Below are 25,874 nucleotides of genomic sequence, written 5' to 3' on the forward strand. Positions count from 1 at the left end.
GCACAGCACGCCCGCGGCCGGCCAGGAGCGGACGATGTACACCGGCATAGCGATCGCCGGCGCAACGGCTCTTCTGGTGGTCCTGGGCACCTACGGCATTCAGCGCCTGCTCACCGTGGCGTCCGACCCGCTCATCGTCCTCCCCTTCGACTCGGGGGCGATCGCGGAGCAGCACGCACTGTCGCGCTACCACGCGCGCTGGTACCTGGCGACGCTGCTGTTCCTGGCCTTCGATGTGGAGATGCTGTTCATGTACCCGTGGGCGGTCGTTGTCGCCCAGGTCGGGGCGACCGCGGTCGTGGAGATGTTCCTCTTCCTTGCAGCACTCTTTGTCGCTGTCTTGTGGGCCTGGCGCGAGGGAGCGCTGCGGTGGGTCTGAGCGACATGGTCGCGCGTGCGGCGGCGCGGCACGCCCATGTCCTTGTGGTGGAGACCCCGGGGTGGTGGCGCACCCGGGCGATGGTTGAGCGTGAGGTGCTCGCCCGAGGGTGGAGCCTCGCGTTCGCGCCGGCGGACGCGGACGTGCTTGTGGTCTGTGGCAAGCCTGGGCCGCAGCTGGCTGAGGCCGTGGAACTGGTGTGGCACCAGATGCCGGGCCCGCGGGTGCGCGTGGGCGTGACTGAGGACGATGACGTTGCCCCATGCCTCGACGGCGCCCATAGCAGGCTCCTTGACACCGACCACCACATGGACGATGCACGGCAGCGCCCCGCCGCGTCCGAGCTGCTCGCCGAGCACAGCGGCATGGACCACGGCGGCATGGACCACGGCGGCATGGACCACGGCGGCATGGACCACGGCGGCATGGACCACGGCGGCATGGACCACGGCGGCATGGACCACGGCGGCATGGACCACGGCGGCATGGACCACGGCGGCATGGACCACGGCGGCATGGACCACGGCGGCATGGACCACGGGGGTGGCCACGGCGGCATGGACCACTGGGGTGGCCACGAGGGAATGGACCACGGCGATGGCCACGAGGGAATGGACCACGGCGGTGGCCATGAGGGGATGGACCACGGAAGGCACGGCGATATGGACATGTCCCCGTCCGGGATCCCGCTGGCCCAGGGCGGCGACGACCGTGACGGACTGGAGATGGATGTCCTGGACGTTCGGCTGGGGCCCGTGCTGCCACACTGGCCGGCGGGGCTGGTGCTCCGTTGCTCGCTTCAGGGTGACGTCGTAACCGAGGCGCGGGCCGAGCTCCTGGACGGCGAGCAGCCTCGCGAGGCCGCGGCCGCACCGCTCGCCCGCCGGCTCGACAACATCGCCTCGCTGCTGGCGCTGGCCGGGTGGGACGACGCCGCTGCCGAGGCGCGCAGCCTCCGCGACGTCGTTCTCGCGCCCGGCGACGATCCGACGGTCGGCCGGGTCGCAAGGCTTCGCCGCAGGGTGCGGCGTTCCTGGACGTTGCGCTGGTCCCTGCGTGGCGTCCGGCCGCTGAGTGAGGACGACGTGCGCCAGCTCGGTCTGCCGGCGCACGCGGGCGGAGACGCCTACGACCGGCTGATCGGCATGCTCGACCGCGCGGCGGCCGGCGACGAAACCGCGTCCACCGGCGACGCGGCAGGCCACACGCACGACGTCGACAGGACTCTGTCGGCCGACCTGCTGGCACACCTGGTCACGGGTCTGGACCTGGCCACGGCGCGACTGGTCGTGGCGAGCCTCGACCTCGACGGCCTGCGGGCCGGACACGCCGAGCACGAGATGTCGCATGGCTGAGCCCATGCCGATGCCCAGGTCGGGCGCGACGGATTCGACCATCGTCACCGTCGCGCCGGGCTGGGCGGTCGTGGCCGTGGCGATCCTCGGTGCGCTGGTCGTGGCCGCGGCGGCTCTCGACGGAGCACTCTCGGCGCGGGCGAGCGGCGAGGGCGGCGGTGGGTCGGGCGGCGTGGCCAGGCCCTTCGGGGAGGCCGCGCGGTTGATGCGGCAGCGGCGTCGTACCACCGTCGAGGCCGACAGCCTGCTGTGGCGTGCCGGCGGTGGTGGTCTGCTCATCACGGCCGTGCTGATGGTCACGGTGATTCCGCTGGGGGAGTGGACGGTCTTCGACCTCGACGTCGGCGTGATGTGGTTCAACGCCATGGACGTCCTGGTGTGGGCGCTGGTGTGGCTGACCGGGTGGGGACCCAACTCCGCGCACTCGCTGGTCGGCGGCTACCGGTTCCTGGCGCACGGGCTCGGCTACGAGCTCCCGCTCATGTTCGCGCTCGTCGCACCGGCGATCGCCGCCGAGAGCCTGAACGTCGGCGAGGTCGCGGCCGCCCAGGAGGGCCTGTGGTTCGCGGTGTGGATGCCGGTGGCGTTCCTCGTCTACCTGCTCGGAGTGGTGGCCTTCTCGGTCTGGGGTCCCTTCTCCCCGGCCCTCGGCACGGACATCGCGGGCGGGGCACGTGCAGAACTGGCGGGCGTGGACCGGCTGGTCTTCGAGACCGGACGGTACGCGTTGCTCGCGGCCGGAGCGGCGTTCGCGGTCCCGATGTTCCTCGGCGGGGGCGCCGGGCCGCTGCTGCCGACGTGGGCGTGGGTGTTGGTGAAGACTGCGGCGGTGCTCGCGGTGCTGGTGTGGCTGCGTCGGCGGGTGCCGGCGTTCCGGCCCGACAAATTCATGGAGGTGGGCTGGATGGTGCTGATTCCGGCCGTGCTGCTGCAGGACCTGGTTGTTGCCGTCGTCATGGTGGGGAGGTCGTGACCGTGCTGCTCGACATCGCCTTCTGGGCGCTTGGGCTGGTCGCGGTGCTGGCCGGCGCAGCGGTCTTCTACGTCGACTCGATGGCACGGGCGACGTACGCGCTCGCGCTCTCCTTCATCGCGGTGGGGTTGCAGGTGCTCTTCCTGCAGCAGAACTACGTCGGCGTGGTGACGATCCTGATGATGGTCATGGAGATGGCGATCATGGCCGTCTACATGGTCATGTTCATGGGGATGAACCCCGCGCTGATGCCGATGAGCATGGTGCACGACCACCGGGCAGCCCTCGGCGTCGCCGCTGCCACGTTCCTCGGGCTGGCCGCGGGCATCCTCGTCGTCGACTGGCCTGAGCGCCGCGGCAGCCCACCGCCGGACGTGACGGTGGCGCTCGGTGAGGCGCTGATGGGGGAGAAGATGCTGGTGATGGCGGTGATCAGCCCGGTCATGGTGGCCACGATCGTCGCTGGTGTGGTGCTCGCGGCACACCGCACGCGCTACGACCGGTTCGGCGACAACTTGAAGCGGCGCCCCGCGGACGACCCGCAGGCGGGAGGGGTGGGCCGATGACGCTCGATGCGACCCTGCTGATCGCCGCCGGGATCTTCAGTGTCGGCCTGTATGGCGCGATTTCCCAGCAGGTCGTGGTGATGGTGATGATGGGCCTGGAGTTGATGATCAACGCGGTCATCCTCGCGGCCGCCGGCTTCTGGTGGTTCCTCGCACCCGATCCCAGCGGGCAGGTGCTGCTGATGGTGATCATCGCCGCGATGACCCTGGAGATGGCGATGGGCTTCGCTGTCGCCACGCTGTTGCACCGGGAACGCAGCGCCGACATGACCGACATGGCGACGGACCTGTCGGGGTGAGCATGGCGCAGGTCTCCCTGTGGCTGGTCGTGCTGCTGCCCGCTGTGGTGGGCGGCGTGCTCGCCGTGTCCCGGCTGGAGCGGGCAGCGGCGCCCGTGTCGGTTGCGACCGCTGCGGCCAGCACAGCCCTGGCGGTGGTGGTCGCCGTCGCTCGGCCCCGGGTGTCGACGCCGTTCATGGCCGGCAGCGACCTCGCTCTCGGCGTGGACGGTCTCTCGGCGCTCGTCGCGCCCACGGTGGCGGTCGTGACGCTGCTGGTGCTCGTCGTCTCCGCCGGCGAGATCCGCGCGTCGCAAGCCCGGTTCCATGGGCTGATGCTGCTTTTCGCCTCCGCGGCCCTGATGACCGCGACCGCCGAGACGCTGCCGGCGCTGCTGCTCGCGTGGGAGGTCATGGGCGCGACGTCGTACGCCCTGATCGGCTTCTGGTGGCGCGACGACCACCGGGTCTCCGCGGGTCTGACGGCGTTCGTGACCACCCGTACGGCGGACCTCGGCCTCTATCTGGCCGCCGGCGCGGCGCTCGCCGGAGGAGCCGGGCTGACGCTGGCCGCTCTTCCGGCGAGCAGCGAGGGCTGGCGTCACGTGGTCGCCGCAGGTGTCCTGGTCGCGGCGCTCGGCAAGGCCGCGCAGCTGCCGTTCTCGTTCTGGTTGTCCCGGGCGATGGAGGGCCCGAGCCCGGTCAGCGCGCTGCTGCACTCGGCAGCGATGGTCGCCATGGGCGGCTACCTGCTGCTGCGCACCGAGGCGCTGCTCGCGTCGACCGGCTGGGCCGCATCGACGGCGGCCTGGGCCGGCGGGCTGACCGCCCTGCTGCTCGGTGTCGTGGCGGTGGCGCAGCGTGACCTCAAGCAGCTGCTCGCCGCCTCTACTTCGGCGCAGCTGGGGTTCGTGGTGATGGGCGCGGGGCTTGCCTCGGTGAGCGGTGGAGCCGCGCACCTGGTCGCGCACGCCTCGACCAAGGCGCTGCTGTTCCTCGCTGCCGGGGCCTGGCTGACCGCCCTCGGCACGAAGCAGCTCACCGGTCTGCGGGGCGTGGCCCGGCGCTGGCGCCTGGTCGGCTTGACCAGCACGGTTGGCTTGCTCTCGCTCGCGGGCGTCGCCCCGCTGGCGCTGTGGGCGACCAAGGACGCGGTCCTCGCGGCGGCGCTGGAGGAGTCAGCGTGGCTCTACGCCGTCGGGCTCGCCGCGGCCGCTATGTCCGCGGCATACGCCGGGAAGATCCTGGTCGTGTTGTGGCGGCACGTCCCCGACACAGAGCGTGCCGAGGTCGAGCGGCATCATGACGAGGAGGAGCGGGGCACCCGCCATATCGGGATGCTTGAGCAGGCGCCGCTGGTCCTGCTCGCCGGCGGCGCGATCGTGCTTGGTCTGCTCGCCCTGCCGCCCGTGGGTGACACGATCGCCCGCGCGCTCGGGGAGGAGCCGCTCCACCCGTCCCTGGGGGAGATGGCCGCGTCGGTCGTGATCGCGTTGGTGGTGCTGGCGCTCGTGTGGTGGAGGCCGCTGCCGGAGCCACGCTGGGCTCTGGCCTGGCTGGGGCTGGAGCGCGCCACGCAGGCCTCCGTCGTACGCCCGACCGTGCGCCTGGCCGAAGCGCTGGCTCACTTCGACGACCGGATCCTGGACCGGGCTACCACAGGGGCGGCCTCGGCCACGCTCGCGGTTGCACGGCGGGCCGCGACCTTCGACGACCGGGTGCTCGACGCCGCCGTGGAGGCGACCTCCCGTGGCTCGTTGCGCGCCGCTGAGCGCGCCGCCCGGGACGACGACCGGTGGCTCGACGGGGCCGTGGAAGGGATCGCCGGCTGGCTTCGCGGCCTCGGCCGGCTCGCCCGGCAGCCCCAGACCGGTCAGCTGCACCAGTACTACATCCAGGCCGTCGCGGCGCTCGCGGTCGGTGTCCTGCTTCTCGTCACGGTGAGGTGAACGTGCTCAGTCTGATCGTCTTCCTGCCCCTGGCCGCCGCCCTGGTGCTGGTCGGGCTGCCCCGCCTCGGCGACACCGCGGCGCGGTGGACGTGGGTCGCGGTCGCAGCAGTCGACCTGGCTCTCGTGGTCGCGGTGTGGCTGCGCTACCAGACCCCGGAGCCGGGGCGGCTGGCGTTCGAGGAGCGGGCGGAGTGGATCCCCGGCGTGAACAGCAGCTACCACCTCGGCGTCGACGGGCTGTCGCTGCCGCTCATCGCAATGACCGCGGTGATCTTCCTGGCCTGCGCTATCTACGCACTACGCGAAACCGACCGGCCGCGGACCCAGGCCGCACTGTTCCTCTTCCTGCAGAGCGTCAGCATGGGCCTGTTCGTCTCCGCCGACCTGATCTTGTTCTTCCTATTCTTCGACTTGTCCATCGTCGGGATGTACTTCGTGATCGCCGGCTGGGGCCACGGCGACGCCGCCCGCTCGGCGCTCAAGTTCTTCCTCTACACCTTTCTCGGCTCCCTGGCCCTGCTGGTGGGGTTCATCGGCCTCTACATCGCCGCGGATCCGCATACCTTCGACATGATCGAGCTCACCCAGCAGACCCCGCTCGCCGGCTCCGGTCTCGCCGGCGGTCTCGTGCTCGCGGCGATCCTCGTCGGGCTGGCGGTGAAGACACCCACCGTGCCGTTCCACACCTGGCTGCCGCCGGCACACACCGACGCGCCCGCGATCGGTTCGGCGGTGCTGGCCGGCGTCCTGCTGAAGATGGGCACCTACGGCTTCGTCCGGATCGCGATGCCGATGCTGCCCGAGGCGTGGCGGACGTGGGCCTGGGCGATCGTGGTTGTCGGCATCGTGTCGGTCGTGTACGGCGCTCTCGTCGCCCTCGCCCAGACCGACTTCAAGCGGATGGTCGCCTACACGTCGGTGAACCACATGGGCTACATCGCCCTCGCCGTCGGCGCTGCGGGGATTCTCGCCGAGGACACCGCGCAGGCGCGAGGCGTCGCGGTCACCGGCGCCGTCACCCAGATGGTCAGCCACGGCCTGATCACCGGCGCGCTGTTCCTCCTCGCCGGGGTCCTCCAGGACCGGGCCGGCACCTACGACATGGGCTCCTACGGCGGCCTCGCGGCACCCGCACCGCGCTTCGCCGCGCTGTTCGCCGTCGGTGCCTTCGCCTCCCTCGGCCTGCCCGGGCTCTCGGGCTTCATCGCGGAGTTCCAGATCTTCACCGGCAGCATCGCCGCCGCCCCCGTCACCGCGGTCGCGCTCGTCGGCATTCTCATCACCGCCGCGCTGTTCCTGCGCGCGCTGCAGCGGATATTTACCGGCGAGACCCGCGGCCGCTCCGCCGGCTTCGGTGACCTGCGGGCCGCCGAGGTCTGGTCGGTCGGCCCGCTGCTGGCGCTGTCGCTGCTGATTGGGGTCCTGCCCCGTCCGCTGCTCGACGTGATCGAGCCCGCGGCCGAGGTGGCCGTCGAGCTCGTCGGGAGGTAGCCCGCAGTGGAGTCGATGGCCATGCGCCCGGCCCTGCTGCTGCCGGAGATCGTGTTGTTCCTCGGCGGGCTCGTGGTGCTCGTGAGCGGCTCCTTCCTCCCGCGGACCCGGCAGTGGGTCACCCGCGTCGTTGCCGCGGCCGCGCTCGTCGGGACGGCCCTGCTTGCGTTGCTGGACCTGCCCGGCCCGGCCCAGCCAGCGATGGAGGGCACCTTCACCGTCGACACCGCCACCGGAGTGGCGCGGATCGTCGCCGCCCTCGGCACGCTGATCGTCCTCGTGCTGGCCTCCGACGAGATCGCCGGGTCGCCACGGGAGAGCGAGACCTACGCGCTCTTCCTGTTCTCCGCCACCGGCACGCTCGTCCTCGCCGGGGCCGACGACCTGCTCGTCGTAGTGGTTGGGTTCCTGCTCGCGAGCATCCCGCTCTACGGCCTGATCGGCATCGGGCGTACGCCCCGCGGAGCCGAGGCCGCGATGAAGACCTACCTGCTGGGTGCCCTGTTCGGCATCCTCCTGCTGGTGGGAGTCACGCTCCTGTACGGCGTGTCCGCGACGACGTCGTACGCCGACCTCACCGGGCGTCTCGCCGACGCGCCGGCAGGCGCTGTGGCCGCCGGAGTCGTGGCCGTGCTGGGTGGGCTGATGTTCAAGGCCGGCGGTGTCCCCGCGCACTTCTGGGTGCCGGACGCCGCACAGGGCGCGGGTGGCGCGGTGGCGGCCTTCCTCACCACGGTGCCGAAAATCGGCGCTGTCGTCGCCGCCTACCGGCTCGTCGCGATGCTCCCCGACACGCTGGCCTGGCCGTTGCTCGTCGCGGTCCTCGCGGTGGCCAGCATGACGCTGGGCAACCTCGCGGCCTACTGGCAGAGCGACCCGCGGCGGCTGCTCGGCTGGTCCACCGTCAGCCAGATCGGCTACCTGCTGGTGCCGGTCGCGGTGGCCGGGCGCAGCGACCTCGCGCTGCCCTCCCTGCTGCTCTACCTCGCCGGCTACACCGTCACCAACCTGGCTGCGTTCGCGGTCACCACCGCCTTCCCCGATCGGCGAGACCTCGACTCCTACCGCGGCATGGGGCGAGCGCGGCCGTGGCTCGGCGCCTCACTCGTGGTGGCGCTCCTCGGGCTGGTCGGCACACCGCCGACCGTCGTCTTCGTCGGAAAGCTCACCACGACCGCCGCCGCGTGGGACGGCGGCCACGCGTGGCTGGCCGTGGTGGTCTTCGTCAACACCCTGGTCAGCCTCTTCTACTACCTGCGCTGGATCGCCCCCGTCTACGGGCGTGGCGAGCCGCCGGCGCGCACGATGCCCGGCCCTTTCCAGCCGGAGCGGTGGTCCGCGGCGGCGGCGATGACGACTGCCGCGATCAGCGTCGTGCTCGGTGTTGGAGCCGGGGCTCTGTGGGCAGCGTTCTCGACCTGACTCGGTTCTGCGACCGGCATACCGCGAGAGCGAGCCCTGTCGCGACACCTCGATGATGGAGGTGCTGTGGGGCAGACCAGCTGGATGAATGAGCTGATAGGTAGGGCGCCGATGAAGTAGCCCGGGAAGCCGTGGCTTCGCCGCGACGTGGAGCGCTTGTTCTGGCGTGTGAGAACGCCAAGGGACTGATCCGTGTAGACGCCGCGATCACTGTCGGGGCGTCGCAGGCGCCGGCAGCCGTGGGTCTCGAGAGCGCGTCGGGCATGCCCCTGTTCATGCTCGCTTTCCAGATCGTCGCGGGTCCGTGTTGGTGCCAGTAGGGACTTGCGGGTGCAATACGGGCGGCTATCCGGCGCCTTCCCATGACCAGCCGTCGCTGGCCACGAGGCGATGCAACTGGGTGCGGCGTTCCTTGTGGTGCTCGGCGGCCCGGTGGACGGCGGACTGGCTGATCGAGACGCCGGCCTCGATGGTCTGAGTGGTCTCGGGCGGAGGTGGAGCGCTGACTCTTGGTGCCCAGGACGTGCTGGAGGCGGTGCTGAGGTAGCGGCCAATGGACGACCTCAGCGAATCCAGCACCGCCGGCTGGGGGCGCAGCGAGGCGTCCAGGGTCCTCATCAACGTCAACGCCTCGCGAGGTGTCCGATGGCGACTGATGCGGCCAGGTCTCGGCTGCCGTAGTGGAAGTAGTGCAGCACCGGGTACGCGAGGTGCTGCTCGGCCGAGGTGGCCACCGAGGACGACAGCGAGATCAGCTGCTGCTGGAACATAGCGTCGAACCCGTCGCCGGTCCAGCCTTTCCGCAGGATCTGGGAGGGGCTGTCACCGAGGCCATGGATCTCTTGGGCGAGTACGCGGCGGGCGACGACCGCGGAGGGGATCGAGAGCAGGTAGGTGATGGCGAGAGTGATGAGGAACAGACCCGAGAACGCCGCCAGGGCCATGGCGATCCGCCAGCCCGCCGAGGACGCGACGAAGCCACCGGTGCCCAGGGTGAAGATGGTGAAGCCGGTGAAGTAGACGACGTCGGCGATGCCCGCGGGTCGGCCCTGCTGCGCGGTCACGACGGAGTCTGAGCCGAGGAAGAGCAGTGTCCAACCGGCCCAAAGAGCGGTTACCCACGGCAGCACGGTGAGGATGAGCATCATCGGTCCGGCGAACCTCAGAAGGCTGAACGTCTGGTCCCGTCGGTGCAGCCGCAATGCCACCCGCCAGGCGCCACCGAGGATGCGGGTCGTCAGCGGTCCGGCGCCGCCGGACACCGCCAAGGTGGTGGCCAACGCGTCGACGAAGACGAGGGCGACGGCGAGCGCGCCGGCGAGGATCAACCAAGTCTCGAGCAAGACGGTCCTTGGCGGTAGGGAGGCTCGCCGCCCAGCAAGCTTCCGACCCACAGGAGGCGATCAGCGGCCCGCTGCCAGCATGGGACAGCGAGCCGCTGCCGATCCCGGCGGTCAGAGCGCGGCGAGTAGTTCGCGGCAGGCGTTCTCGCACCGGCGGCACGCTTCGGCGCACACTTCGCAGTGCTGGTGCATATCACTGTGCTTGGCGCACTCGTCGCCGCACGCCTTGCAGGCGGCTGCGCAGGCCTCCAGGATCGTGCGGACGACATTGCCGTCACCGGCGGTCTGTCGCGACAGGATGGCCCCGGTCGCGGCGCACACGTCGGCACAGTCGAGGTTGTTGCGGATGCATGCGCGCAGGTCGGCGACCATGTCCTCAGCCAGACAAGCATCAGCGCAAGCCGTGCACACCTGGGCGCACTCGAAGCAGGCGGCGATGCACGCCGCCAACTTCTCCTGGTCGATGTCTCCTACGTCCCCGGGGTACGCCTTGAGCATCTCTTGATGTGTCATCGGTCCTCCTGGTCGATCACGATCGATTCGGGCCGCTCTGGTGGCAGCCCGGGCGCCGGCGGCATCCACGCAGGACGTACCCACCTGGCACTCACACATCGGTATGGGTAGACGGATGTGCGATGGATGCCCGGGTCGCGGCTCGGGCGCCGCCCTCGAGGCCGTCGCCGGCAGGCTGGTCAGTCCTTTCCGGGTGCAGGACGGGGCGGGTGGCGTTGTTGGCGGGCTCGTCTGCACGTCTAGTCTCTTGACCGTCGACATGCCCCGACCGAGCGAGGAGATAACCAGCAAGTGGTTTCTGCTCGATGGATGCGGCAGGGGTGGTCGGTGGACCACACCCCCGGGCGCCACGCCGCGCGGCGAGCTCGTGTGCGTCAGGTCGGGACTCATCGTGTCCATGCAGATCAGCCACGAGGTGACCTATCGAGCGCTCTACGTCGAGGCCGTGGCGCACTCAAACGAGAGCTGGTCTCCTGCCTTCGCACCGGCCGGGCGCTTCGAGTTCCTCGGGCCCGGAACCGATCGAAGGCCTAGGGCCAGGTCACGAACGAGGTGTTGATCAGCGAACGGCAGGCCCGTCGAAGCCGACGACCGGGCGGTTCCCGGGCACTGGGAAGGCGACCTGATCGTCGGGCTGCAGCGCTCCGCCATCGGCACGCTGGTCGAACGCACGACCCGATTCACGATGTCGGTCCACCCGCCTCGTGAGGAGGGTTGCGGCGTGATCGCGCGGACCAAGAACGGTCCGGCGCTGGCCGGCTACGGCGCCATCACCATGAAGAACGCACTGGCGCAGACGATGACCAGCCTGCCCGAGCAGTTGCGCCGGTCGCTGACCTGGGACCGCGGCAAGGAACTCTCCGCCCACGTCGCCTTCGAGATCGAGACCGGCATCCCCGTCTTCTCCGCCGACCCCCATAGCCCTTGGCAACGCGGCACGAACGAGAACACCAATGGCCTCCTGCGCCAGTGCTTCTCCGAAGGCACTGACCTGGCTCGCTGGAACGACGACGAGGTACAGGCCGTCGTAGCCGCCCGGCAACAACCGGCCTCGCAAGACCCTCGGATGGAAAACTCCCTCCGAGGCCTTCGACGACCACCTGCGGTCTGTTCAAGCAGCGGATGGTGCGACGATCGGTTGAACCTAGTCGGTTTCGGCCCGGAAAGCTGGTCCACCAGCTCAACCGTCATCACATGGTCGGCTCCATGGGCCGCGTCGCGCGGCGGGCGACAACGCTGCGATGGAGTCCTCCTTCTGCTGCAGAGGAACGTCTTGGACCGCCGCGCGTAGGCGACCCGAAAAGAGCTGCAGATCGCGATTGTGACCTGGATCGAGAAGACCTACCACCACCGTCGCCGACAGGCCGCCCTCGGCCGATTGACCCCGGTCGAATACGAGTTGATCATGCTCTCAACCGCCACCCAGGCGGCCTAACCGAACCTGACACCCGTTCGTGCAGCAGACCCCCCGCGCGCAGTCCGGGCAGTGTCGGCAGCGCTCGTGAGCCGGCTGGATCAGGCAGACGGGTATCGGGCGAAGGTGCGTGCGCCGTCGGTCGAGCGGTACAGGCGGCCGCTGGCGGAGGCGTAGACCGTTCCGTCGTCCGCTGCCTGGAGTGCCTCTGGTTCGGCGCCGAGTGAGCCGACCTTGTCGAAGTCGGACCCGTCGGCGCTGGCATAGGCGATGCCGGAGGGGTCCAGCCCCACCAGGGTGCCTTCCTCGGCCCAGCTGACCAGCAGGAGCAGGGGCGCGTCCTCGACCAGGGCGAAAGTGCGTCCACCGTCGGTGCTGAGCGCCGGCCCCTCGCCGGTCGTGGCGATGATCGTGTCGGGGTCGGTGGGGCTGATGGCGAAGTCGGCCAATGGCAGGGTGGAGCGGGTGTCCCAGGTCTCCATGTCGTCGCTGACCATGAAGTCGCCGGTCATCGCGTTGGCGCCGTACACGAGGCCGTGCCGGTACTCCAGGGCGTGGAAGTCGGCTTCGCCGGCCAGCGACCTGGTGGTCCAGGTCCGGCCGCCGTCGGTGGACTCGATCAGGCCGAGCGAGCTGGGACCGTCCTGTCCTTCGCCGGGGTGGCCGGAGGCGAGGAAGTGGTCGGGGCCGGCAACGGTGAAGCCCATGTAGTCCTGCACCCGGTCGGCGATCGGGCCGGCGACGGTGCCACTGTCCTCCTGTACCTGGAACAGGCCGTAGTGACTGCCGACGTGCAGGGTGTCGTCCGCCGGGTCGACGCCCAGCCCGTGCACGTGCTCCAGGTCGGCCGAAGCGCCGCCTGAGGCGCCGTCGGTGGCGCTGCGTACGAGCCAGCCGGCGAGTGCGACGACGGCGAGGAGGACGACGATGGGGAGCCACCGTCGACCCGACGTCGCGGTGTCATCCCGGGTGGGCGACGGACGTCGGGACTGCTGGGCGGGTGGGGTCTTCGGCACGGTGTGCTCCTGGAGGCGGATCGGTGTGGTTCGGGCGCGCGGTCAGGCGGGTTCGCTCACGGCGAGGGGGTACGTGGTCGGAGTGGTCACCTCTCCAGCGTCGAGCGGCGGCGCTCGTACTCGTCCTCGTCCAGCTCACCGGCGGCGTAGCGGCGGCGGAGCACCTCGTCGGCGCTCATAGGGCCGGATCCGGCACTGGGAGCGTGGCCGCGGCGAAGCAGCTGCACGACGCCGAAGACCGCCAGCCCTAGGACGACCAGCACCGCCGCGGCTCCGCCCAGCATCCACCAGCCCATCATTGCTCCCACGCCGCCCATTCCATCCATGTCGCAGACTCCGTCCACATCGTCCTCCGGTGCTCGGGCCGTTCGCCACCAGCCTATCTACTAAGCATCATCGTAGTACGTGGGTGGACGGGTGGGATCCCGATCGCCTCGTGGCCGCCGGATCCGGCACGTGTGGGTCCATGCAGCGTCAGCGCTGGACGAGCAGGTCGGCGATGAGCTGCTGCCGGACCCAGAGCGCGAGGAAGGCCGTGGCTGTGAGCGTCCAGGAGGCTCGCGTCGCCGTCCTCGTCGACCGGATGCGCACGTCGATCCACCGACCGCCCACCAGGCCGAGCACCGTCCTGGCGGTGACCGCGAAGGCTGCGAGGACCGCGGCGATGCCCAGCGAGTTGTAGCGCCGGGCCCCTGCCAGGTCGCCTTGCATCGTCAGGCGCGCCGCCCGGGTGCCCCCGCACAGCGGGTCCATCGCTCCCAGGTGGTGCTAGTGGGGGTGGAGGTCGATCGGCGGCAGGCCGAGCAGCAGCAGGGCGGGGCTGGCGGCAGCGCCGAGCGCAGCGGCGTAGGTCAGCCCGCGGTGCCGGTCTGTCCGCGGTGCCGGTCCGACCGGGTGAGGGACAGCTGCAGCTCCATCGGACGCCGTCTCAGACCCCGGCGTAGGAGTGGAGCCCGGAAATCCACAGGTTGACGCCGAAGAAGTTGAACAGGAAGGCCAGGTAGCCCACGAGGGCGAACCAGGAGGCCCGGGAGCCGCGCAGTCCCGCGGTGCTCTGGGCGTGGAGGTAGGCGGCGTAGAAGACCCAGGTGATGAAGGCCCAGGTCTCCTTGGGGTCCCAGCCCCAGTAGCGGCCCCACGCGTTCTCGGCCCAGATAGCTCCGGCGATGACGGCGAACGTCCAGACCGGGAAGGCGAAGACGTGGACGGCGTGGGTCGCCCGGTCCAGCGAGGAGGCCGTGGGGAGGGCGGCGAGGTAGCGGTGCGAGCGGGCTGCGGTGGGTCTGGCTTCCCACCGCTTGCGCACGATGCTCAATGTTGCGGTGGTGGCGCCGACGGTGAAGACGCCGCCGGCCACGATCGCGGCCGCGACGTGGATGATGAGCCAGTAGGAGTCCAGGACCGGCACCAGGTCGTCGACGGGTGTGTAGAGGGTCGTGACGGCCAGGCCAAGCGCCAGCAGCACCAGAGCGACGACCCAGACCCCGGCCTCGCGGACGGCGCGGCGCCGGGCGAGCACGGCGTAGGTACCGCTGGCGGCCAGAGCGATCACCAGGACGAACTCGAACATGTTGCCCCACGGCGCCCGGCCGGCGGCCAGGCCGCGGAAGACGACGCCGGCGGCAAGCAGCAGGGTCGCGAGCACGGTGAGGCTCACTGCCACGGCGCCGACGACGTGTCCGGGTTGCTCACGCTCTGCGGCGCCTGATCCGCTCGCGTCCGCCTCGGAGGGCGAGGGCAACCGGCCATCGCCGATCACGTCGTGGACTCCACCGGTGGACGCCGTGGGCCCCGTGGACCCGATGGCACCCGCGGTGGCCGGCGTGAGCGCACTGGAGGGGGTGTGGTCGGTCGCCGCCGCGTCCGGGTGTCGCCGAGGCAGGGATCGCAGCGCGGTTGCCGCTGCGTGGGCGAGCAGCGCGAGAGCCAGGACGGCGGTGGCGGAGTACACCAGGCCGTCGGAGAGGCTGGCGAGGAGGTCGGTGTTCACGGTGCGTCCTTTCGGCGGGACTGTCGGCGGCGGTCGAGCTCGCGGCGTACCTCGTCGGCGATCTCGTCGATCTCGCCGGGCGGCAGGCCGCGTCGGGTGCTGGCCTGGCCGGCGTACTCGACCGCGACCGTCCCGGCTTCCTCGTGCAATCGCACGTAGGCGCGGCGGCGGCGGACGACCAGCGAGATGGTCAGCCCGCCGAGCAGCATCAGGGCCGCGACCAGCGAGAGCTGCTTGCCGGGATCACGGGCGACCTGGAAGTTGGCGAACCGGCGCACCCCGTCGAAGGTCACGGTGCCCAGGTTTCCGGGCAGCCGCATCGTCTGGCCCGGGGCCAACACGGACCGGAAGGGACGGTCGGAGCCGGGTCGCAGAACCTGCTCCAGCCGGGACTTGTCGAGGGTGTAGACCGACTGCGGCACCCCGTCGTCGAGCCCGAGGTCGCCAGTCCAGGCGGTGAGCAGCAGGCGGGGATTGACCAGGTCCGGGTAGGCCGAGAAGGCGCCGTCGCCGGCGTCGGCCGCGGTCGGCAGGAAAAGTCCTTCGAAGCCAAGCTGGGTTGGGCGGGCGTCCGGTGCCTTGATGACGCCGTCGGAGGTGAAGTTGTTGTCTGCCGGGAGGAAGATCACCGGCCCGGAGTACGCCGTCGCCCCGTTGCCGTCGCGCACCGTCACCACGGGCGCGTAGCCGTGCCCGGTGAGGAAGACCTTCGTGCCGTTGACGTCGAGCGGGTGGTTGGGGCGCACGCGTGCAGTCCACGTGTCGTCGGGGGATTCGACTTCGAGGCGAGCGTCGAACGAGCGTGGCTCGCCCCGGCGGGTCCCGGAGGTCTCGAAGTCGGCGTCGAAGGACTGCAGCCGGAAGCTGAAGGGTTCGAGCCTGTTGACGTCGGTCCACACCGACGGGCTGAAGTCGTCGTACTGGGAGGCGACGTTGGTGAACGACTCGCCCGCCACGACCGCGACCCGGGCCTCATAGCCGTACAGCCTGCCCCCGGCGACCCCGAAGAGGAGGACCAGCAAGGACAAGTGGAAGAGGAGGTTGCCGACCTCACGGACGTGCCCCTTCTCGGCGCTCACCGTCTCGTCGTCGCGCCGGGTGCGGAATCGGCGGCGCCGCAGCACCGTCTCGATCGCGTCGAGTGTCTCGGCTCGCCGTTGCCGGTCGTCACCTTGGTCGAGCGGGTCGGAGACCACGTCCCTGCGGTGCACCTCGAGGTGGGACAGGCGGGTCGGGACTCGTGCCGGCTCGCTGCGGTAGTCCCGCCACAGCTTGGCGCACCGGGGCAGCACGCATCCGGTCATCGACACCAGGAGCATCAGGTAGATCGCGGCGAACCACGGCGAGGCGTAGACCCCGAATAGGCCGAATCGGTCCAGCCAGGGAGAGATGTCCGGGTTCTCGACGTAGAACTGCTGCACCGCGGCGGGGTCGCTCGCCACGCCGCGTTGGGGCAACAGACTGCCGGGTATCGCGCCCAGGGCCAGCATCGTCAGCAAGATCACCGCGGTGCGCATGCTGGTGAGCCGGCGCCAGCCCCACCGCGCCCACCCGACTGCTCCGATGCCCGTGGCCGGTGGCGGCGCGTTCGTCGCGGCAACTACGTCGCTCGAGTCCTCGCGGCGCTGTTCGCCTTCGTGCAGCTGGGTCATCGGGCACCGGCCGTGTCGGCGGCGGAGGGCTGCGGCGATGTGTGCCGTACGGGCAGGAAGGCAACCGCGGTGATTCTCATGACGCGACTCAGACTACTATGACTGTTAGTAGGGATCGGCTGGGGCCGCCGGAACGCGGGTGAAGCCGCCACCACCGGCTCGTTGAAGACCAGGGTGATCGAGCCCGGGGGCTCCGGAACGGCGCCGTCCAAGGCCGGATCGCTGAAGAGCAGGACCGGGTGCGCGCTGGCCGGGGCTGCGGCGGCCAGCGTCGCGACCGCGGCGAGCAGCGCGGCCAGCACCAGCCGAATCGTACGCGCTCGCCGGAGCCGTCGGTGGACGCTCCTGCACATGACATCCTCTTCACTGAACTACGATGCATAGTAGTAGCGGGTGCTGGCCGTCCGCGCGGCCCGTGGTTTCGTTCTGGGGGGGTAGGCGGCGGGTGGGGTTGCTCGCGCCAACGGCCGCGTTCGCCCACGACGCGGTGGTCAGAACCTGGCCGCGAACGGGGAGAAAGGTCGCTGCGCTTCCTTGACACCACGCTGAGTGAGGCGCGGGTGACTTCCCCGTGAGCATCAATGGGTGGCCGTCATTCCGTGCGTACACGCATTGCTACGATGATGCTTAGTAGAGACTCGGCGCTAGAGCGGAGGCGATGATGCGGAGACGCGGGGCGCGCGCTCGTGCCGCGGGGGCTGTGGTGGTAAGCGCAATGGTGCTCGCCGCATGCGGCTCCCCATCTGCTCAAAGCGGTGGCGGGCCCGGGTACGTGACCGGCGAGGGCGTGGTCGAGCAGACTGCCGTGTCTGACCGCGAGCCGCTGCCGCGGCTGCGCGGCGGGACGCTCGACGGCTCGCAGTTCGACACCGCGGAGCACGACGGGTCGGTGCTCGTCGTCAACGTCTGGGGATCGTGGTGCCCGCCCTGCCGCGCCGAGGCGCCGGGGTTGCGGCGAGTCTGGGATGAGAGCCGCGCCGACGGCGTCCAGTTCGTCGGTCTCAACGTCCGCGACACCGATGCCGCCGCGATCGCCTTCGAGCGTAGGTACCGCATCACTTATCCCAGCATCACCACGGAGGAGTCGGGCGAGGCCCTGCTGGCCTTGCGCACCATGCTCCCCCCCAATGCCATCCCCAGCACGTTGGTCGTCGACCGCGACGGCAACGTCGCCGCACGGGTCATCGGTCGGACCACCTACCGCACCCTGCGTGCCCTGGTCGACGACGTGCTCGAGTCGGCGAACGGCGCGGCGAAGTCGAAGGAGGCGGTCGATGTCCGCAGCGACGCTGGCTGAGGGTGTGCAGGAGCTCGTCTTTGAAGGGCCGCTGATCCTGGCCGGTCTCGTGGCGGTGGCGGCGGGACTTCTGTCCTTCTTCTCACCCTGCTGCCTGCCACTGGTGCCCGGCTACCTCTCCTACGTCGGGGGCCTCGCCGGCCAGGACGTGCCGTCCGTCGACGACGCGGCGCGAGGTGTCTCGGTTCCTGCGGCTGCCGGCGGTGCAGCGGCGGGCCGCTGCCGTGACACCTCGCCGCTTGGGTCGGGAGGCGTTCAAGCTGCCGGGCGACGTCGACGAGGGCGCGCCACGACCGGTGCGGTGCTGTTCGTGGCCGGCTTCGCTGCCGTCTTCACCGGGTATGGCGCCCTGTTCGGCTCGCTCGGGGCGCTCCTCTTCGAGCACCAGGAGACCTTGACCCGGATCCTCGGCGCGATGACGATCCTGTTCGGCCTGGTCTTCAGTGGGGTGTTGTGGCGGCTGCCGTGGCTGAACCGAACGGCGCGGATCAATCGGCGCCCGCCCGACGGCCTGGCCGGCGCCCCGCTGGTCGGTGCACTGTTCGGGCTCGGATGGACACCCTGCATCGGGCCCACCCTGGCTGCCGTCCTCTCACTGGCGACCAGCAGCGCCGACGCGGGTCGCGGCGCGGCACTCTCCTTCGCCTACAGCGCCGGGCTGGGCATCCCCTTCATCCTCGTCGCAGCCGGCATGCAACGCTTCATGGGCTCGGTCGCCTGGGCGCGCCGACACGCCCGCGCCGTCACCGCCACCGGCGGCTTCATGCTGGTGCTGCTCGGTCTGCTGCAGGTCACCGGTCTCTGGACCGCGCTCATCAGTCGGATGCAGGGCCTCATCGCAGGCTGGCAACCTCCGATGTAACCGCCGAACCGGCCGGCCGCAGCCCACCCGGCCCGTGATCCAATTCGGTCGGGCTCGCTTGCCCACTGGAACCGGACGGTACTCCACTAATTTGCCTAGTAGAAGGGGGGTTCTCGTGAACTCCCGTACCCGAGTGACGATCATCGTCGCCACCCTCTTCGCCTCTACCGCTGCTGCTGCACCGGCCCTTAGCTGCCGGCCCTGACGACGGGAAGTCGTCCGGCCACCAGGGCATGGGCATGGCACTGATGCACGACCAGATGACGTCTGGTGACGATCGCGGCCTGAAGCGTGCGCACGAGAAGATGAAGTCGGGGGAGAACCCCGCCATGCAGCGGATGCACCGGGCCAGCACGAAGGCGGCGCGTTGATGGGTGAGACGTTGTACGCCCTGGCCGTGCTCGCGTGCCCGGTCGGCTTGGGCGCGACAATGTGGTTCATGATGCGCGGAAACAAGCAGCAGGAGACTGCTTCGCCGGCTGCTGCGGCACATGGTGAAGCCGAGGTCGTCGCGCTGCGCGCCGAGCTGGACCAGTTGCGCGCCGAGCTGCGGGACGAGCGGTCGTCCTCACGCACGACCGCGGAGGATGGTCCGCGGTGAATGAGCTGGTGGTGCCAGGGATCGTCCTGGCGCTGTCTCTGGCGGCCGCGTCGTTACTCTGCCTGCGACCGATGGTCCGGGGGCAGCACGGCGGACTGGCGAGGAACACCCGGGCCACGGCGTCGCCGTCCAGTGACCCGGAGGAGTTGGGACGGCTCCGCGGCGAGTTCGAGGAGCTACGCGCAGAGTTGGTCGCGCACCGCCGCGCGGCGATCGACTGAGCTGTCACTCTCTGCCGTCGAGGTAGGGTCAGGCGCCGCCACCGGCTGATCGCCGGGGCGGCGTTCCTCTGTTCGGTGGAAGGCGATTCACGGTGGTTCGCCGCCGGGTCACGGGCGCTCCCACACGGTGCCTTGAGCGTCCGAAGGTGACCTGAGCTCCGCGCCTCGCGCAGCGCTGGCAAAGCCGATGGCGCCCGCGTGGCCGTAATTTCGAGCAGGGCCCGGCCCGCCACCACGCGTGGTCGCACGATCAGACAATGTCGACCGGAAACTCGATCGGGCACAGGTCGGCGGTCGCTGCGACTACGGCAGGTGCGACCAGGATTCCCACGGGGGCGAGGACCAGCATCGCGGCGGTCGCCAGCGCCGCCGCCACGCCGCCCACCCGCAGCGGGTCCGCTGGTGCGAGCATGCGTCGTACTCGCGCCACGGACGTCGGCCCGCCGGCGCCGAGGGCGGCGGCGGGCGCCTTCGACTCCGCCAGGCGGACCAATGCTGTGGCGATGTTGAGGCGCTCGTTGCAGCTAGCGGCGACGTCGTCGGCGTGCATCTCGACCAGTCGCATCAGCGCCTCGTGTGCGTCGCGGAAGACCGGCACGCGCGGGAACGCCCTTGCCAGTGCGCTCGAGACGGCCAGCACGAGATGGTGACGCGCGTCCAGGTGAGCGCGTTCGTGCGCCAGGACGGCCGCGAACTCCTCGTCGCCCAACGTCTCGAGCGCTGCACTGGTTACCACGACCCGACCGCCACGGCCGGGCAGGCAGTACGCCACCGGTACGCCGTGGTCGAGCACAAGGGCCCCGGTACGTACGTCGGGCTGGGCAAGGACGGCAAGCGAACGCAGGTGCCGCGCCCGCTGGTTGCGCGCCAGTGTGACCTCGGCCGCCAGGCAGTAGAAGACCCGGCCCAGCACGCCCGAAGTCAACACGGTGCCTGTCGCGCTGGCCGCCGTGCCGCCCGGCGTCTCGTACTGCGCGCGCAACGCCGCACCGCAGGCAGAGAGCAGCGCGGCCAGGTCGTCGCTGAGGGGCACCGCAGGCAGTGCGAGCGCCGCTCCCGCCAGCACCGCTGCAGCAATCGCTGAAACGCTGAGACTCTGCCACAGAACGATGCCGACCCACGGCGAACGCTCGATCCATGTGGAGCCTCGCAACAGCCTCGGTCCCGACGTCGCGGCCAGTGCGGCTACCAGGAGGAGAGCGATCTCAGCAATCACTCGTGCTGGCTCCGCCCGAGATCCCGCCGGTCGAGAGCCGCCCGCAGCCGATCCAGCTCCTCGGTCGGCATCTGCTCAACGAAGTGCAACAAGGCATTCGCGCGATCGGCGGTGTCTGCCAGGACTTCACCCATGAGCACGGCCGTGTGCTCGTCGCGACTTTGCGCCGGATAGTAGTGATAGGCCCGACCGACGCGCTTGCGCTGCAACAGGCCCTTGCGGTGAAGGTTGTCCATCACCGTCATCACGGTGGTGTAAGCGAGACCACGGTCGTGCGCCAGCTCATCGAGCACGTCCCGCACGGCCGTGGGGCGGTTGCGCGCCCACAAGTGCTCCATGACGACCGCCTCGAGCGGACCGAGTTTGTTCACCCGCTGGTGCATGCCTCACCGTCCATTTGCCGCGTCGCGGCGCAACGTTCGAGTCCGATCCTACATAGTAGAGACGGCGGTGCTCGACGGGCTCGCCTGCACGTCTAGTGTCTTGACCTTCGACGTTTCCCATCCCGAGCGAGGAGATGATCAGCGCGTGGTTTCTGCTCGATGGATGCGGCAGGGGTGGTCGGTGGACCACACCCCCGGGCGCCACGCCGCGCGGCGAGCTCGTGCGCGTCAGGTCGGGACTCATCGTGGTAGGCCGGAGTGGCGCTGGACGACGACCCGACGGTTGGGCGCGCTGGCTTGCCTGATGGGTCTGGTAGGCGGGGCCATCGTGTTGGCGGGTCTCGACGCCGTAGAGCCATCTGGGGGCGCGCCCCCTGCGCCGGGTGGCTTGCTCGCTCCTCAGCACCACCATCTCGTCGCGCTGCGTCGTGATCCGGGCAGTTTCGAGATCCCGCGTCGAGAGTTGGCGTCGGGAGCTGTCGACGGCGGAGTGGCGACCTATCGTCCACAGGCGCAGCAGTCCACGACTGTCGGCCGGCCCGCTGTGCCGGAGAGGGCCTCTCGCACCTTCGATGCCGCGCGCGTGCCCGAGCTGTCGATGGCGGCGGGTGCGACTCTCTACGCCGTCCAGGTCGAGCGCGGACTGCCGACGAGTGCGCAGAAGTTCGCGCGGGTTGTCGACTCGGTGTTGGGGGACACCCGCGGGTGGGCCTCCCGCGGCCACGTGCTTCGCCGCTCGACCCTGGATCGGGCGGCGTTTCGCGTGGTGTTGGCGTCTCCCAAGACCGCGGACGAGCTGTGTGCGCCGCTCGACACTGACGGTCGTCTGTCGTGCCGCGTCGGAGAGCGAGCAGTCATCAACGCGTGGCGCTGGTGGAACGGCGCGCAAGGTTACGACCGGCTCGAGCGCTATCGGACCTACGTCGTGAACCACGAGGTGGGGCACGCGTTGGGCTACGCCCACGCGGGTTGCACGGGCATCGCGGACGTCGCACCGGTGATGCTGCAGCAGACCATCGGGCTCGACGGCTGCCGCCCGAACCCGTGGCCAGCGTGGGAGAGGCGCGCGGCAGCGCCGTGAGGCACGTGCTGTGCGGGAACTGTTCAGATCAGAGCAGTACGCCGAGGGCGGCTAGTGCGGTTTGGGGGTCGACCGGCGCTCCGCCGCCAGGACGGAACTCCAGGTGCAGGTGCGGCCCGGTCACGTTCCCGGTCGAACCGACGGTTCCCACGCCCTGGCCTGCTTCGACCTGTTGTCCTGTCGTCACCCCGATCGAGTCCATGTGCGCATACCAGGTCTCGGTCCCGTCGTCGTGCCGGACGACCACCTTGTTGCCGTAGGAGCCGTCGTACCCGGCGCTGACGACCTCTCCGGCACCTACGGTGGCGATGGGCACTCCCGTCGCGGCCGCGAGGTCCACGCCGGTGTGCACGGTCGACCACAGATAGCTGCTCTGGCCGAAGGTCGCGGTGATCCGGTAGCCCGTCATGGGCAGGACCCATCGGTTCTCTGTGAGGTACGTGCTCCGTGCAACCGCGCGTTGGGCGAGGGACCTCAGTGCGGTCTGACGCGCACGGGCAATCTCCGTCGCCTCCTGCACGGCATCGTCGGCGGCCCGTTGCTGGGATCGACTCACTCCCGAGGCGCGGTCGAGGAGAGCCGCGCGGGCGTCGGCGGTGTCGACCTGCGCGGCGGGCGAGAACGAATCGGAGGCCGGTCGTGCCGCGGTCAAGATGTCGTTCGGCTGCGACGCCACCGCGGCGGAGGCTCCCAGTGCCACGACCGAGATGCCCGCGAGCGCCAGGACGGGTGGTCGTCGAGCTGGGCTGGGTCGCACCCGTCGCCTGCGGCCGCCCGGCTGCTGCCCGCCCATCGCGGGCGTTGTTGGCTCACGGTGTGCCACGTGCTCGGGCCGCCCCGTGGCGCGGTGCTTCGACAAGCGGATGACCTCCTAGCGCCCGTGGCGAGCGGGCTCTGATTGAGTGAGGCGGCGCGCCGACACGGTGCCGGGGGGAAGTGGCCGGCGCGCCGCCGGCGACTCCTTTCGGGAGCCGTGGTGGACCATACCTGAACTACTAACACTTTTAGGAGTCCGGGCCAGTCGGCCGCTCGACGTTGTGTCGGTCGTTGCACGGCGGCACGACGGGGAGCGTGCTGCGGCGTCTCCGCGACGCGGCCCGCGAGATCACCGGGTCCCGCAGGGCTGTTGGACGCCCGCCCGCTGCGCTGGGAATTCCACCCATCTCTCCTACTCAGATTAGTAGCGGGGTGGTCGATGGTGGCGGCATGAGTACAGCGGAGAACAAGGTCAAGCCTCTTGAGGCTGAGGTGAGGTCGAGTCGGAAGCGGCTCGTCGTGAGCGTGGTGCTGGTGTTGACCGTCGTCGTGGCGGCGGGCTGGATCCTGTGGCGGCCAGCAGCAGGTGGCGAGGCGAAGCCGGAGCTCGGCGAAGTGGTGGCCCTGGAGCCGGTGCAGCTCAATCTGAGCGGCGGGCGGTTTCTGCGGATCGGCATTGCGCTGCAGTTGGCCGAGGGCGCGGAGGAGGTCGAAGGGAGCAGGGCGTTGGACGCGCTGATCAGCGCCGCGAGTGGTCGTCAGCTGGCCGAGATCAACTCGCCGGACGGACGCGAGGCGTTGCAGTCAGAGATCCGACGAGACGTCCTGGAGCGCTACGAGGAGGCAGTGCTCGACGTCTACCTCACCGAGTTCGTCACCCAGTGAGGTGAGAGCCCGCGCCTGCTAGCGGCCGCTGCTCCGACGCAGCCGGCATGAGAGGGCGTCACCACTTCCCGCGGTGGGGTGAGCACGGGGTGTCACCACAGAGCTCGCGAGCTGGAGTGCGCCGGCGGGGGCGCGTGAGACGATGGCTGCGTGAAGCAGTTCGGCGATCTCGAAACAGTGCTCATGGACGTGCTTTGGGCCAGTCGTAGGCCGCTCACGACGCGTGACGTGCTCGAACTCCTCGACGAGGACCACAAGCGCGCCTACACCACCGTGATGACTGTCCTGGACAACCTGCACCGCAAGGGTTACGTCTCGCGACGACGCGACGGTCGCGCTTTCGCCTACCGTCCCGTGCGCTCGCGCGAGGAGCACACCGCGGCGCTCATGGAACAGCTCCTGACGGTCGGCGGCGACCCCGCCGCGACCTTGCTGCACTTTGTCGAGCACCTCGAGGAGGAGGAGGCCACGCAGTTGCGGGCCATGCTGGATCGTCTCGGGGAGGGAGAATCGTGACCGCGCCGGTGTTGTTGACGCTGCTCGCGGTCGTCGCTGGGGCGCTGGGGCCACAGGTGCGGCGGCTTCGGTGGCTGCGCCGTTCACCTCGTGGTGGCATCTTGGTGTGGCAGGCACTGAGTTGGTGCTTCTTGTCATCGGTCTTCCTCGCTGGCGTCGCCCTGATGTTGCCGGCCGTTCCGCTCGAGGTGGATCACGGGTTCGCCGCGTTGCTCGGAGCCTGTGCCGAGGCGATCGGCAAGCACTACTCGAGTCCCGCACAAGGGGTGGTCTCACTCGCCGGTGTGCTGACCGTCGCTGGCCTGGTGCGATTGTCGTTGCTGGGGCTGCGAGAGTCCCGCGAGTTGCGAGCTGCGCGCACGCGGCAACGTGGTGCACTGCAGCTCGTCGCCCGGCCTGGTCCGGGCGCGGGCGTGTGGGTCGTCGACGACCCGCGGACCGCGGCCTATTGCTTGCCGGGGTCGCGGGGGATGGTGGTGATCTCGACCGGTGTGGTGGACCGGCTCTCGCCGGATGAGCTCTCGGCGGTGCTGGCTCACGAGCGCGCCCACCTGCGTGGGCGACACCACCTCGCGCGCCACCTCAGTGACGTGCTCTCGCGTGCTTTTCCACTGGTCCCGTTGCTTCGGACGGCCGCCGAAGAGGTGCCGAAGCTGCTCGAGCTGCGGGCCGACGACGTCGCGGCTGCGGTTCACGGGCGGCGCGCCTTGGCGCGCGCGCTGGTGCGGTTGGCCGCGGCGCCGGCGACACCGGTGCCGGCGACCTCGGGGGCGTTGCACGCTGCCGCGATGCAGACGCTGGCGAGGGTGGAGCGGCTCACGGCTCCGTCTGACCGGCGACGTGGACCGTTGACCGCCGGGATCGTCGCGCTGTCGGTCAGCGCCGTGAGCATCGCTCCGCTCGTGGCAGTCGCAGCGCCAGCCGTGCTTGCACTAGCTCATCACTACTGCCCGGAACTCCTCCCGTTCTGAGGGATCGCGCTCGGCCACCCCTCGTGCTCGTCAGCTGCTGGGTGTGGACGGTGTCGGCACCCGGCGGGGCGGTTCGAAAGGCGCGGAGGGGTAGCCGGTGTCGAAGTGCATGTAGTCCGGAACGTCGATGTTCTGCCAGATCCAGCCCTCGCGCGTGAAGGCCCGCCACACGGGGCCGCCGCGCAAGATCACACCGGGGCCGGGGCGGCGGAACCGGGTCCCCGCCGTGGGGGACCAGCAGTCGCACCGCAGGTCCAGCCAGGGGTTCTCGCGCGGATTGACGTCGATGGCGCGGCCGTTGGCGTGCGGTGAGGCGAGGACCGGGGCGTTGATCTGGTCTGCGCGACGGCAGTTGAAGCCGGAGGTGCTGTCGGCCTCCAGGCTGGCATCCACGTCTCCGCCGTAGAACTCGGCTGGCCGCATCCTGCGGATGGGGAATCGCTCTTCGTACAGGGACGTGAAGATCCTCGCGACGCTCTCTGCTACGTCAGCGTTGACGACCAGGACACCGCGCGTCGTGCCCCCGGCGAACGTCCAGTGGTTGACCTCGACGCGTCGTAGTTCGTCACGTCCCACCGGGCACTCGGGTCGCCACACTCCCGTGGCGACGATCCGGCGCCACTGCTGGCGCGGTACAGGTGTGATCCGAGGCGAGGCCGATAGTGGGGGTGTCGGAGAGCTGGGGCCAGCCGTGGGGGTTCGCGTGGCTGGGGTGTCCGTCTCGGGGGAGGTGCCTGTGGGG

At 70.2% G+C, this 25,874-nt stretch carries 30 protein-coding genes and 2 pseudogenes; 19 read left to right on the top strand and 13 right to left on the bottom strand.

Annotated elements, in window-relative coordinates; genetic code table 11:
• The first annotated feature begins 34 nt into the window (after positions 1 to 34).
• Genes BJ989_RS08160 through BJ989_RS08195 form a run of 8 tightly spaced genes read left to right on the top strand, consistent with a single transcriptional unit; the run spans position 35 to position 8,415 of the window.
• A complete protein-coding gene (locus BJ989_RS08160) occupies positions 35 to 379 on the top strand; it encodes an NADH-quinone oxidoreductase subunit A (RefSeq protein ID WP_179517781.1) in 345 nt (114 codons plus the stop codon).
• Entirely contained in the window at positions 370 to 1,734 is a 1,365-nt protein-coding gene (locus tag BJ989_RS08165) for a hypothetical protein (RefSeq protein ID WP_179517782.1), read from the top strand. The genes BJ989_RS08160 and BJ989_RS08165 overlap by 10 nt, the downstream gene beginning before the upstream one ends.
• Entirely contained in the window at positions 1,727 to 2,707 is a 981-nt protein-coding gene (locus BJ989_RS08170; protein WP_218848768.1) for a complex I subunit 1 family protein, read from the top strand. The genes BJ989_RS08165 and BJ989_RS08170 overlap by 8 nt, the downstream gene beginning before the upstream one ends.
• The gene (locus BJ989_RS08175) at positions 2,704 to 3,273 is read left to right on the top strand and encodes an NADH-quinone oxidoreductase subunit J (protein WP_218848769.1); all 570 of its coding nucleotides are present in this window, start codon (positions 2,704 to 2,706) and stop codon (positions 3,271 to 3,273) included. Before BJ989_RS08170 ends, BJ989_RS08175 begins: the two co-directional genes overlap by 4 nt.
• A complete protein-coding gene (locus tag BJ989_RS08180; protein ID WP_179517783.1) occupies positions 3,270 to 3,572 on the top strand; it encodes an NADH-quinone oxidoreductase subunit NuoK in 303 nt (100 codons plus the stop codon). Before BJ989_RS08175 ends, BJ989_RS08180 begins: the two co-directional genes overlap by 4 nt.
• A 56-nt stretch (positions 3,573 to 3,628) precedes the next feature.
• Positions 3,629 to 5,500: a proton-conducting transporter transmembrane domain-containing protein gene (locus BJ989_RS08185; protein WP_218848770.1), complete on the top strand. Its 1,872-nt coding sequence runs from the start codon at positions 3,629 to 3,631 to the stop codon at positions 5,498 to 5,500.
• A complete protein-coding gene (locus BJ989_RS08190) occupies positions 5,497 to 6,993 on the top strand; it encodes an NADH-quinone oxidoreductase subunit M (protein WP_218848771.1) in 1,497 nt (498 codons plus the stop codon). The genes BJ989_RS08185 and BJ989_RS08190 overlap by 4 nt, the downstream gene beginning before the upstream one ends.
• A gap of 15 nt (positions 6,994 to 7,008) precedes the next feature.
• Positions 7,009 to 8,415 (top strand): NADH-quinone oxidoreductase subunit N, encoded by a 1,407-nt coding sequence (locus BJ989_RS08195; RefSeq protein WP_246283887.1) that lies wholly within the window; start codon positions 7,009 to 7,011, stop codon positions 8,413 to 8,415.
• Positions 8,416 to 8,760: 345 nt separating this feature from the next.
• On the opposite strand, the gene BJ989_RS08200 is transcribed toward BJ989_RS08195, so the two are convergent.
• From BJ989_RS08200 to BJ989_RS08210, 3 genes are all read right to left on the bottom strand, one after another.
• The gene (locus BJ989_RS08200; RefSeq protein WP_179517785.1) at positions 8,761 to 9,033 is read right to left on the bottom strand and encodes a hypothetical protein; all 273 of its coding nucleotides are present in this window, start codon (positions 9,031 to 9,033) and stop codon (positions 8,761 to 8,763) included.
• 5 nt (positions 9,034 to 9,038) lie between these two features.
• Positions 9,039 to 9,758, bottom strand: a complete 720-nt coding sequence (locus BJ989_RS08205; RefSeq protein ID WP_179517786.1) for a hypothetical protein — start codon at positions 9,756 to 9,758, stop codon at positions 9,039 to 9,041.
• Positions 9,759 to 9,869: 111 nt separating this feature from the next.
• Positions 9,870 to 10,256, bottom strand: a complete 387-nt coding sequence (locus BJ989_RS08210) for a four-helix bundle copper-binding protein (RefSeq protein ID WP_246283416.1) — start codon at positions 10,254 to 10,256, stop codon at positions 9,870 to 9,872.
• A gap of 409 nt (positions 10,257 to 10,665) precedes the next feature.
• On the opposite strand from BJ989_RS08210, the pseudogene BJ989_RS08215 reads away from it, so the two are divergent.
• Together BJ989_RS08215 and BJ989_RS17640 are read left to right on the top strand one after the other, a co-directional pair.
• A pseudogene (locus BJ989_RS08215) lies at positions 10,666 to 11,413 on the top strand (IS30 family transposase); the annotation flags it as partial.
• Between the two features lie 4 nt (positions 11,414 to 11,417).
• Positions 11,418 to 11,706 (top strand): annotated as a pseudogene (locus BJ989_RS17640) (IS3 family transposase); the annotation flags it as partial.
• Positions 11,707 to 11,786: 80 nt separating this feature from the next.
• Here the strand turns inward: BJ989_RS17640 and BJ989_RS08220 are convergent.
• The 6 genes from BJ989_RS08220 to BJ989_RS08245 form a co-directional block, all read right to left on the bottom strand.
• Entirely contained in the window at positions 11,787 to 12,701 is a 915-nt protein-coding gene (locus tag BJ989_RS08220; RefSeq protein ID WP_218848773.1) for a F510_1955 family glycosylhydrolase, read from the bottom strand.
• Positions 12,702 to 12,787: 86 nt separating this feature from the next.
• Positions 12,788 to 13,000, bottom strand: coding sequence for an SHOCT domain-containing protein (locus tag BJ989_RS08225; protein WP_246283888.1), 213 nt, complete (start codon positions 12,998 to 13,000; stop codon positions 12,788 to 12,790).
• 175 nt (positions 13,001 to 13,175) lie between these two features.
• Positions 13,176 to 13,454: a DUF2752 domain-containing protein gene (locus tag BJ989_RS08230; RefSeq protein ID WP_179517789.1), complete on the bottom strand. Its 279-nt coding sequence runs from the start codon at positions 13,452 to 13,454 to the stop codon at positions 13,176 to 13,178.
• Between the two features lie 175 nt (positions 13,455 to 13,629).
• Positions 13,630 to 14,364 (bottom strand): c-type cytochrome biogenesis protein CcsB, encoded by a 735-nt coding sequence (ccsB, locus tag BJ989_RS08235; RefSeq protein WP_343049189.1) that lies wholly within the window; start codon positions 14,362 to 14,364, stop codon positions 13,630 to 13,632.
• A 323-nt stretch (positions 14,365 to 14,687) separates the two neighbouring features.
• Positions 14,688 to 16,208, bottom strand: coding sequence for a cytochrome c biogenesis protein ResB (resB, locus tag BJ989_RS08240; protein ID WP_218848774.1), 1,521 nt, complete (start codon positions 16,206 to 16,208; stop codon positions 14,688 to 14,690).
• 131 nt (positions 16,209 to 16,339) lie between these two features.
• Positions 16,340 to 16,645 carry a copper resistance CopC family protein gene (locus tag BJ989_RS08245; protein ID WP_179517792.1) on the bottom strand — a complete coding sequence of 102 codons (306 nt, stop codon included), beginning with the start codon at positions 16,643 to 16,645 and terminating at the stop codon, positions 16,340 to 16,342.
• A gap of 503 nt (positions 16,646 to 17,148) precedes the next feature.
• Between BJ989_RS08245 and BJ989_RS08250 the strand changes: the two genes are divergently transcribed.
• The 5 genes from BJ989_RS08250 (at position 17,149) to BJ989_RS08265 (ending at position 19,324) form a co-directional block, all read left to right on the top strand.
• Positions 17,149 to 17,640 (top strand): redoxin domain-containing protein, encoded by a 492-nt coding sequence (locus BJ989_RS08250; RefSeq protein ID WP_218848775.1) that lies wholly within the window; start codon positions 17,149 to 17,151, stop codon positions 17,638 to 17,640.
• Positions 17,618 to 18,502, top strand: a complete 885-nt coding sequence (locus tag BJ989_RS08255; RefSeq protein ID WP_179517793.1) for a cytochrome c biogenesis CcdA family protein — start codon at positions 17,618 to 17,620, stop codon at positions 18,500 to 18,502. Before BJ989_RS08250 ends, BJ989_RS08255 begins: the two co-directional genes overlap by 23 nt.
• A 239-nt stretch (positions 18,503 to 18,741) precedes the next feature.
• Positions 18,742 to 18,873: a hypothetical protein gene (locus BJ989_RS18230; RefSeq protein WP_281363163.1), complete on the top strand. Its 132-nt coding sequence runs from the start codon at positions 18,742 to 18,744 to the stop codon at positions 18,871 to 18,873.
• Complete coding sequence (locus BJ989_RS08260; RefSeq protein WP_179517794.1) at positions 18,873 to 19,103, top strand: hypothetical protein; 231 nt, start codon at positions 18,873 to 18,875, stop codon at positions 19,101 to 19,103. Before BJ989_RS18230 ends, BJ989_RS08260 begins: the two co-directional genes overlap by 1 nt.
• A complete protein-coding gene (locus tag BJ989_RS08265; RefSeq protein WP_179517795.1) occupies positions 19,100 to 19,324 on the top strand; it encodes a hypothetical protein in 225 nt (74 codons plus the stop codon). The genes BJ989_RS08260 and BJ989_RS08265 overlap by 4 nt, the downstream gene beginning before the upstream one ends.
• 250 nt (positions 19,325 to 19,574) lie before the next feature.
• Here the strand turns inward: BJ989_RS08265 and BJ989_RS08270 are convergent, their stop codons facing one another.
• Together BJ989_RS08270 and BJ989_RS08275 are read right to left on the bottom strand one after the other, a co-directional pair.
• Complete coding sequence (locus tag BJ989_RS08270) at positions 19,575 to 20,540, bottom strand: M48 family metalloprotease (protein WP_179517796.1); 966 nt, start codon at positions 20,538 to 20,540, stop codon at positions 19,575 to 19,577.
• A complete protein-coding gene (locus BJ989_RS08275; protein WP_179517797.1) occupies positions 20,537 to 20,923 on the bottom strand; it encodes a BlaI/MecI/CopY family transcriptional regulator in 387 nt (128 codons plus the stop codon). The genes BJ989_RS08270 and BJ989_RS08275 overlap by 4 nt, the downstream gene beginning before the upstream one ends.
• 304 nt (positions 20,924 to 21,227) lie before the next feature.
• Here BJ989_RS08275 and BJ989_RS18235 point away from each other — a divergent pair, with 304 nt between their 5' ends.
• Positions 21,228 to 22,004 carry a DUF3152 domain-containing protein gene (locus BJ989_RS18235; RefSeq protein ID WP_281363294.1) on the top strand — a complete coding sequence of 259 codons (777 nt, stop codon included), beginning with the start codon at positions 21,228 to 21,230 and terminating at the stop codon, positions 22,002 to 22,004.
• Between the two features lie 28 nt (positions 22,005 to 22,032).
• On the opposite strand, the gene BJ989_RS08285 is transcribed toward BJ989_RS18235, so the two are convergent.
• Complete coding sequence (locus BJ989_RS08285) at positions 22,033 to 22,704, bottom strand: peptidoglycan DD-metalloendopeptidase family protein (protein WP_179517799.1); 672 nt, start codon at positions 22,702 to 22,704, stop codon at positions 22,033 to 22,035.
• Between the two features lie 575 nt (positions 22,705 to 23,279).
• On the opposite strand from BJ989_RS08285, the gene BJ989_RS08290 reads away from it, so the two are divergent.
• From BJ989_RS08290 to BJ989_RS08300, 3 genes are all read left to right on the top strand, one after another.
• Entirely contained in the window at positions 23,280 to 23,645 is a 366-nt protein-coding gene (locus tag BJ989_RS08290) for a flagellar basal body-associated FliL family protein (RefSeq protein WP_179517800.1), read from the top strand.
• A gap of 150 nt (positions 23,646 to 23,795) precedes the next feature.
• Positions 23,796 to 24,161, top strand: a complete 366-nt coding sequence (locus BJ989_RS08295) for a BlaI/MecI/CopY family transcriptional regulator (RefSeq protein ID WP_179517801.1) — start codon at positions 23,796 to 23,798, stop codon at positions 24,159 to 24,161.
• On the top strand, positions 24,158 to 25,132 hold the full coding sequence (locus BJ989_RS08300) for a M48 family metalloprotease (RefSeq protein WP_179517802.1): 975 nt from the start codon (positions 24,158 to 24,160) through the stop codon (positions 25,130 to 25,132). Before BJ989_RS08295 ends, BJ989_RS08300 begins: the two co-directional genes overlap by 4 nt.
• Positions 25,133 to 25,162: 30 nt before the next feature.
• On the opposite strand, the gene BJ989_RS17645 is transcribed toward BJ989_RS08300, so the two are convergent.
• Positions 25,163 to 25,525 carry a M15 family metallopeptidase gene (locus tag BJ989_RS17645; protein WP_343049190.1) on the bottom strand — a complete coding sequence of 121 codons (363 nt, stop codon included), beginning with the start codon at positions 25,523 to 25,525 and terminating at the stop codon, positions 25,163 to 25,165.
• Between the last annotated feature and the right edge of the window lie 349 nt (positions 25,526 to 25,874).

The organism is Nocardioides perillae (genome assembly GCF_013409425.1).
GTDB classification, from domain to species: Bacteria; Actinomycetota; Actinomycetes; order Propionibacteriales; family Nocardioidaceae; genus Nocardioides; species Nocardioides perillae.

Excerpts from the sequence above, each read along its gene's own strand:
- BJ989_RS08160 (WP_179517781.1), top strand. The coding sequence starts at position 35 with ATGTACACCGGCATAGCGATCGCCGGCGCAACGGCTCTTCTGGTGGTC.
- BJ989_RS08170 (WP_218848768.1), top strand. The coding sequence starts at position 1,727 with ATGGCTGAGCCCATGCCGATGCCCAGGTCGGGCGCGACGGATTCGACC.
- BJ989_RS08180 (WP_179517783.1), top strand. The coding sequence starts at position 3,270 with ATGACGCTCGATGCGACCCTGCTGATCGCCGCCGGGATCTTCAGTGTC.
- BJ989_RS08195 (WP_246283887.1), top strand. The coding sequence starts at position 7,009 with ATGGCCATGCGCCCGGCCCTGCTGCTGCCGGAGATCGTGTTGTTCCTC.
- BJ989_RS08200 (WP_179517785.1), bottom strand. The coding sequence starts at position 9,033 with ATGAGGACCCTGGACGCCTCGCTGCGCCCCCAGCCGGCGGTGCTGGAT.
- BJ989_RS08210 (WP_246283416.1), bottom strand. The coding sequence starts at position 10,256 with ATGCTCAAGGCGTACCCCGGGGACGTAGGAGACATCGACCAGGAGAAG.
- BJ989_RS08225 (WP_246283888.1), bottom strand. The coding sequence starts at position 13,000 with ATGATGGGCTGGTGGATGCTGGGCGGAGCCGCGGCGGTGCTGGTCGTC.
- BJ989_RS08230 (WP_179517789.1), bottom strand. The coding sequence starts at position 13,454 with ATGGACCCGCTGTGCGGGGGCACCCGGGCGGCGCGCCTGACGATGCAA.
- resB (WP_218848774.1), bottom strand. The coding sequence starts at position 16,208 with ATGCGCACCGCGGTGATCTTGCTGACGATGCTGGCCCTGGGCGCGATA.
- BJ989_RS08255 (WP_179517793.1), top strand. The coding sequence starts at position 17,618 with ATGTCCGCAGCGACGCTGGCTGAGGGTGTGCAGGAGCTCGTCTTTGAA.
- BJ989_RS18230 (WP_281363163.1), top strand. The coding sequence starts at position 18,742 with ATGGCACTGATGCACGACCAGATGACGTCTGGTGACGATCGCGGCCTG.
- BJ989_RS08260 (WP_179517794.1), top strand. The coding sequence starts at position 18,873 with ATGGGTGAGACGTTGTACGCCCTGGCCGTGCTCGCGTGCCCGGTCGGC.
- BJ989_RS08275 (WP_179517797.1), bottom strand. The coding sequence starts at position 20,923 with ATGCACCAGCGGGTGAACAAACTCGGTCCGCTCGAGGCGGTCGTCATG.
- BJ989_RS18235 (WP_281363294.1), top strand. The coding sequence starts at position 21,228 with ATGGGTCTGGTAGGCGGGGCCATCGTGTTGGCGGGTCTCGACGCCGTA.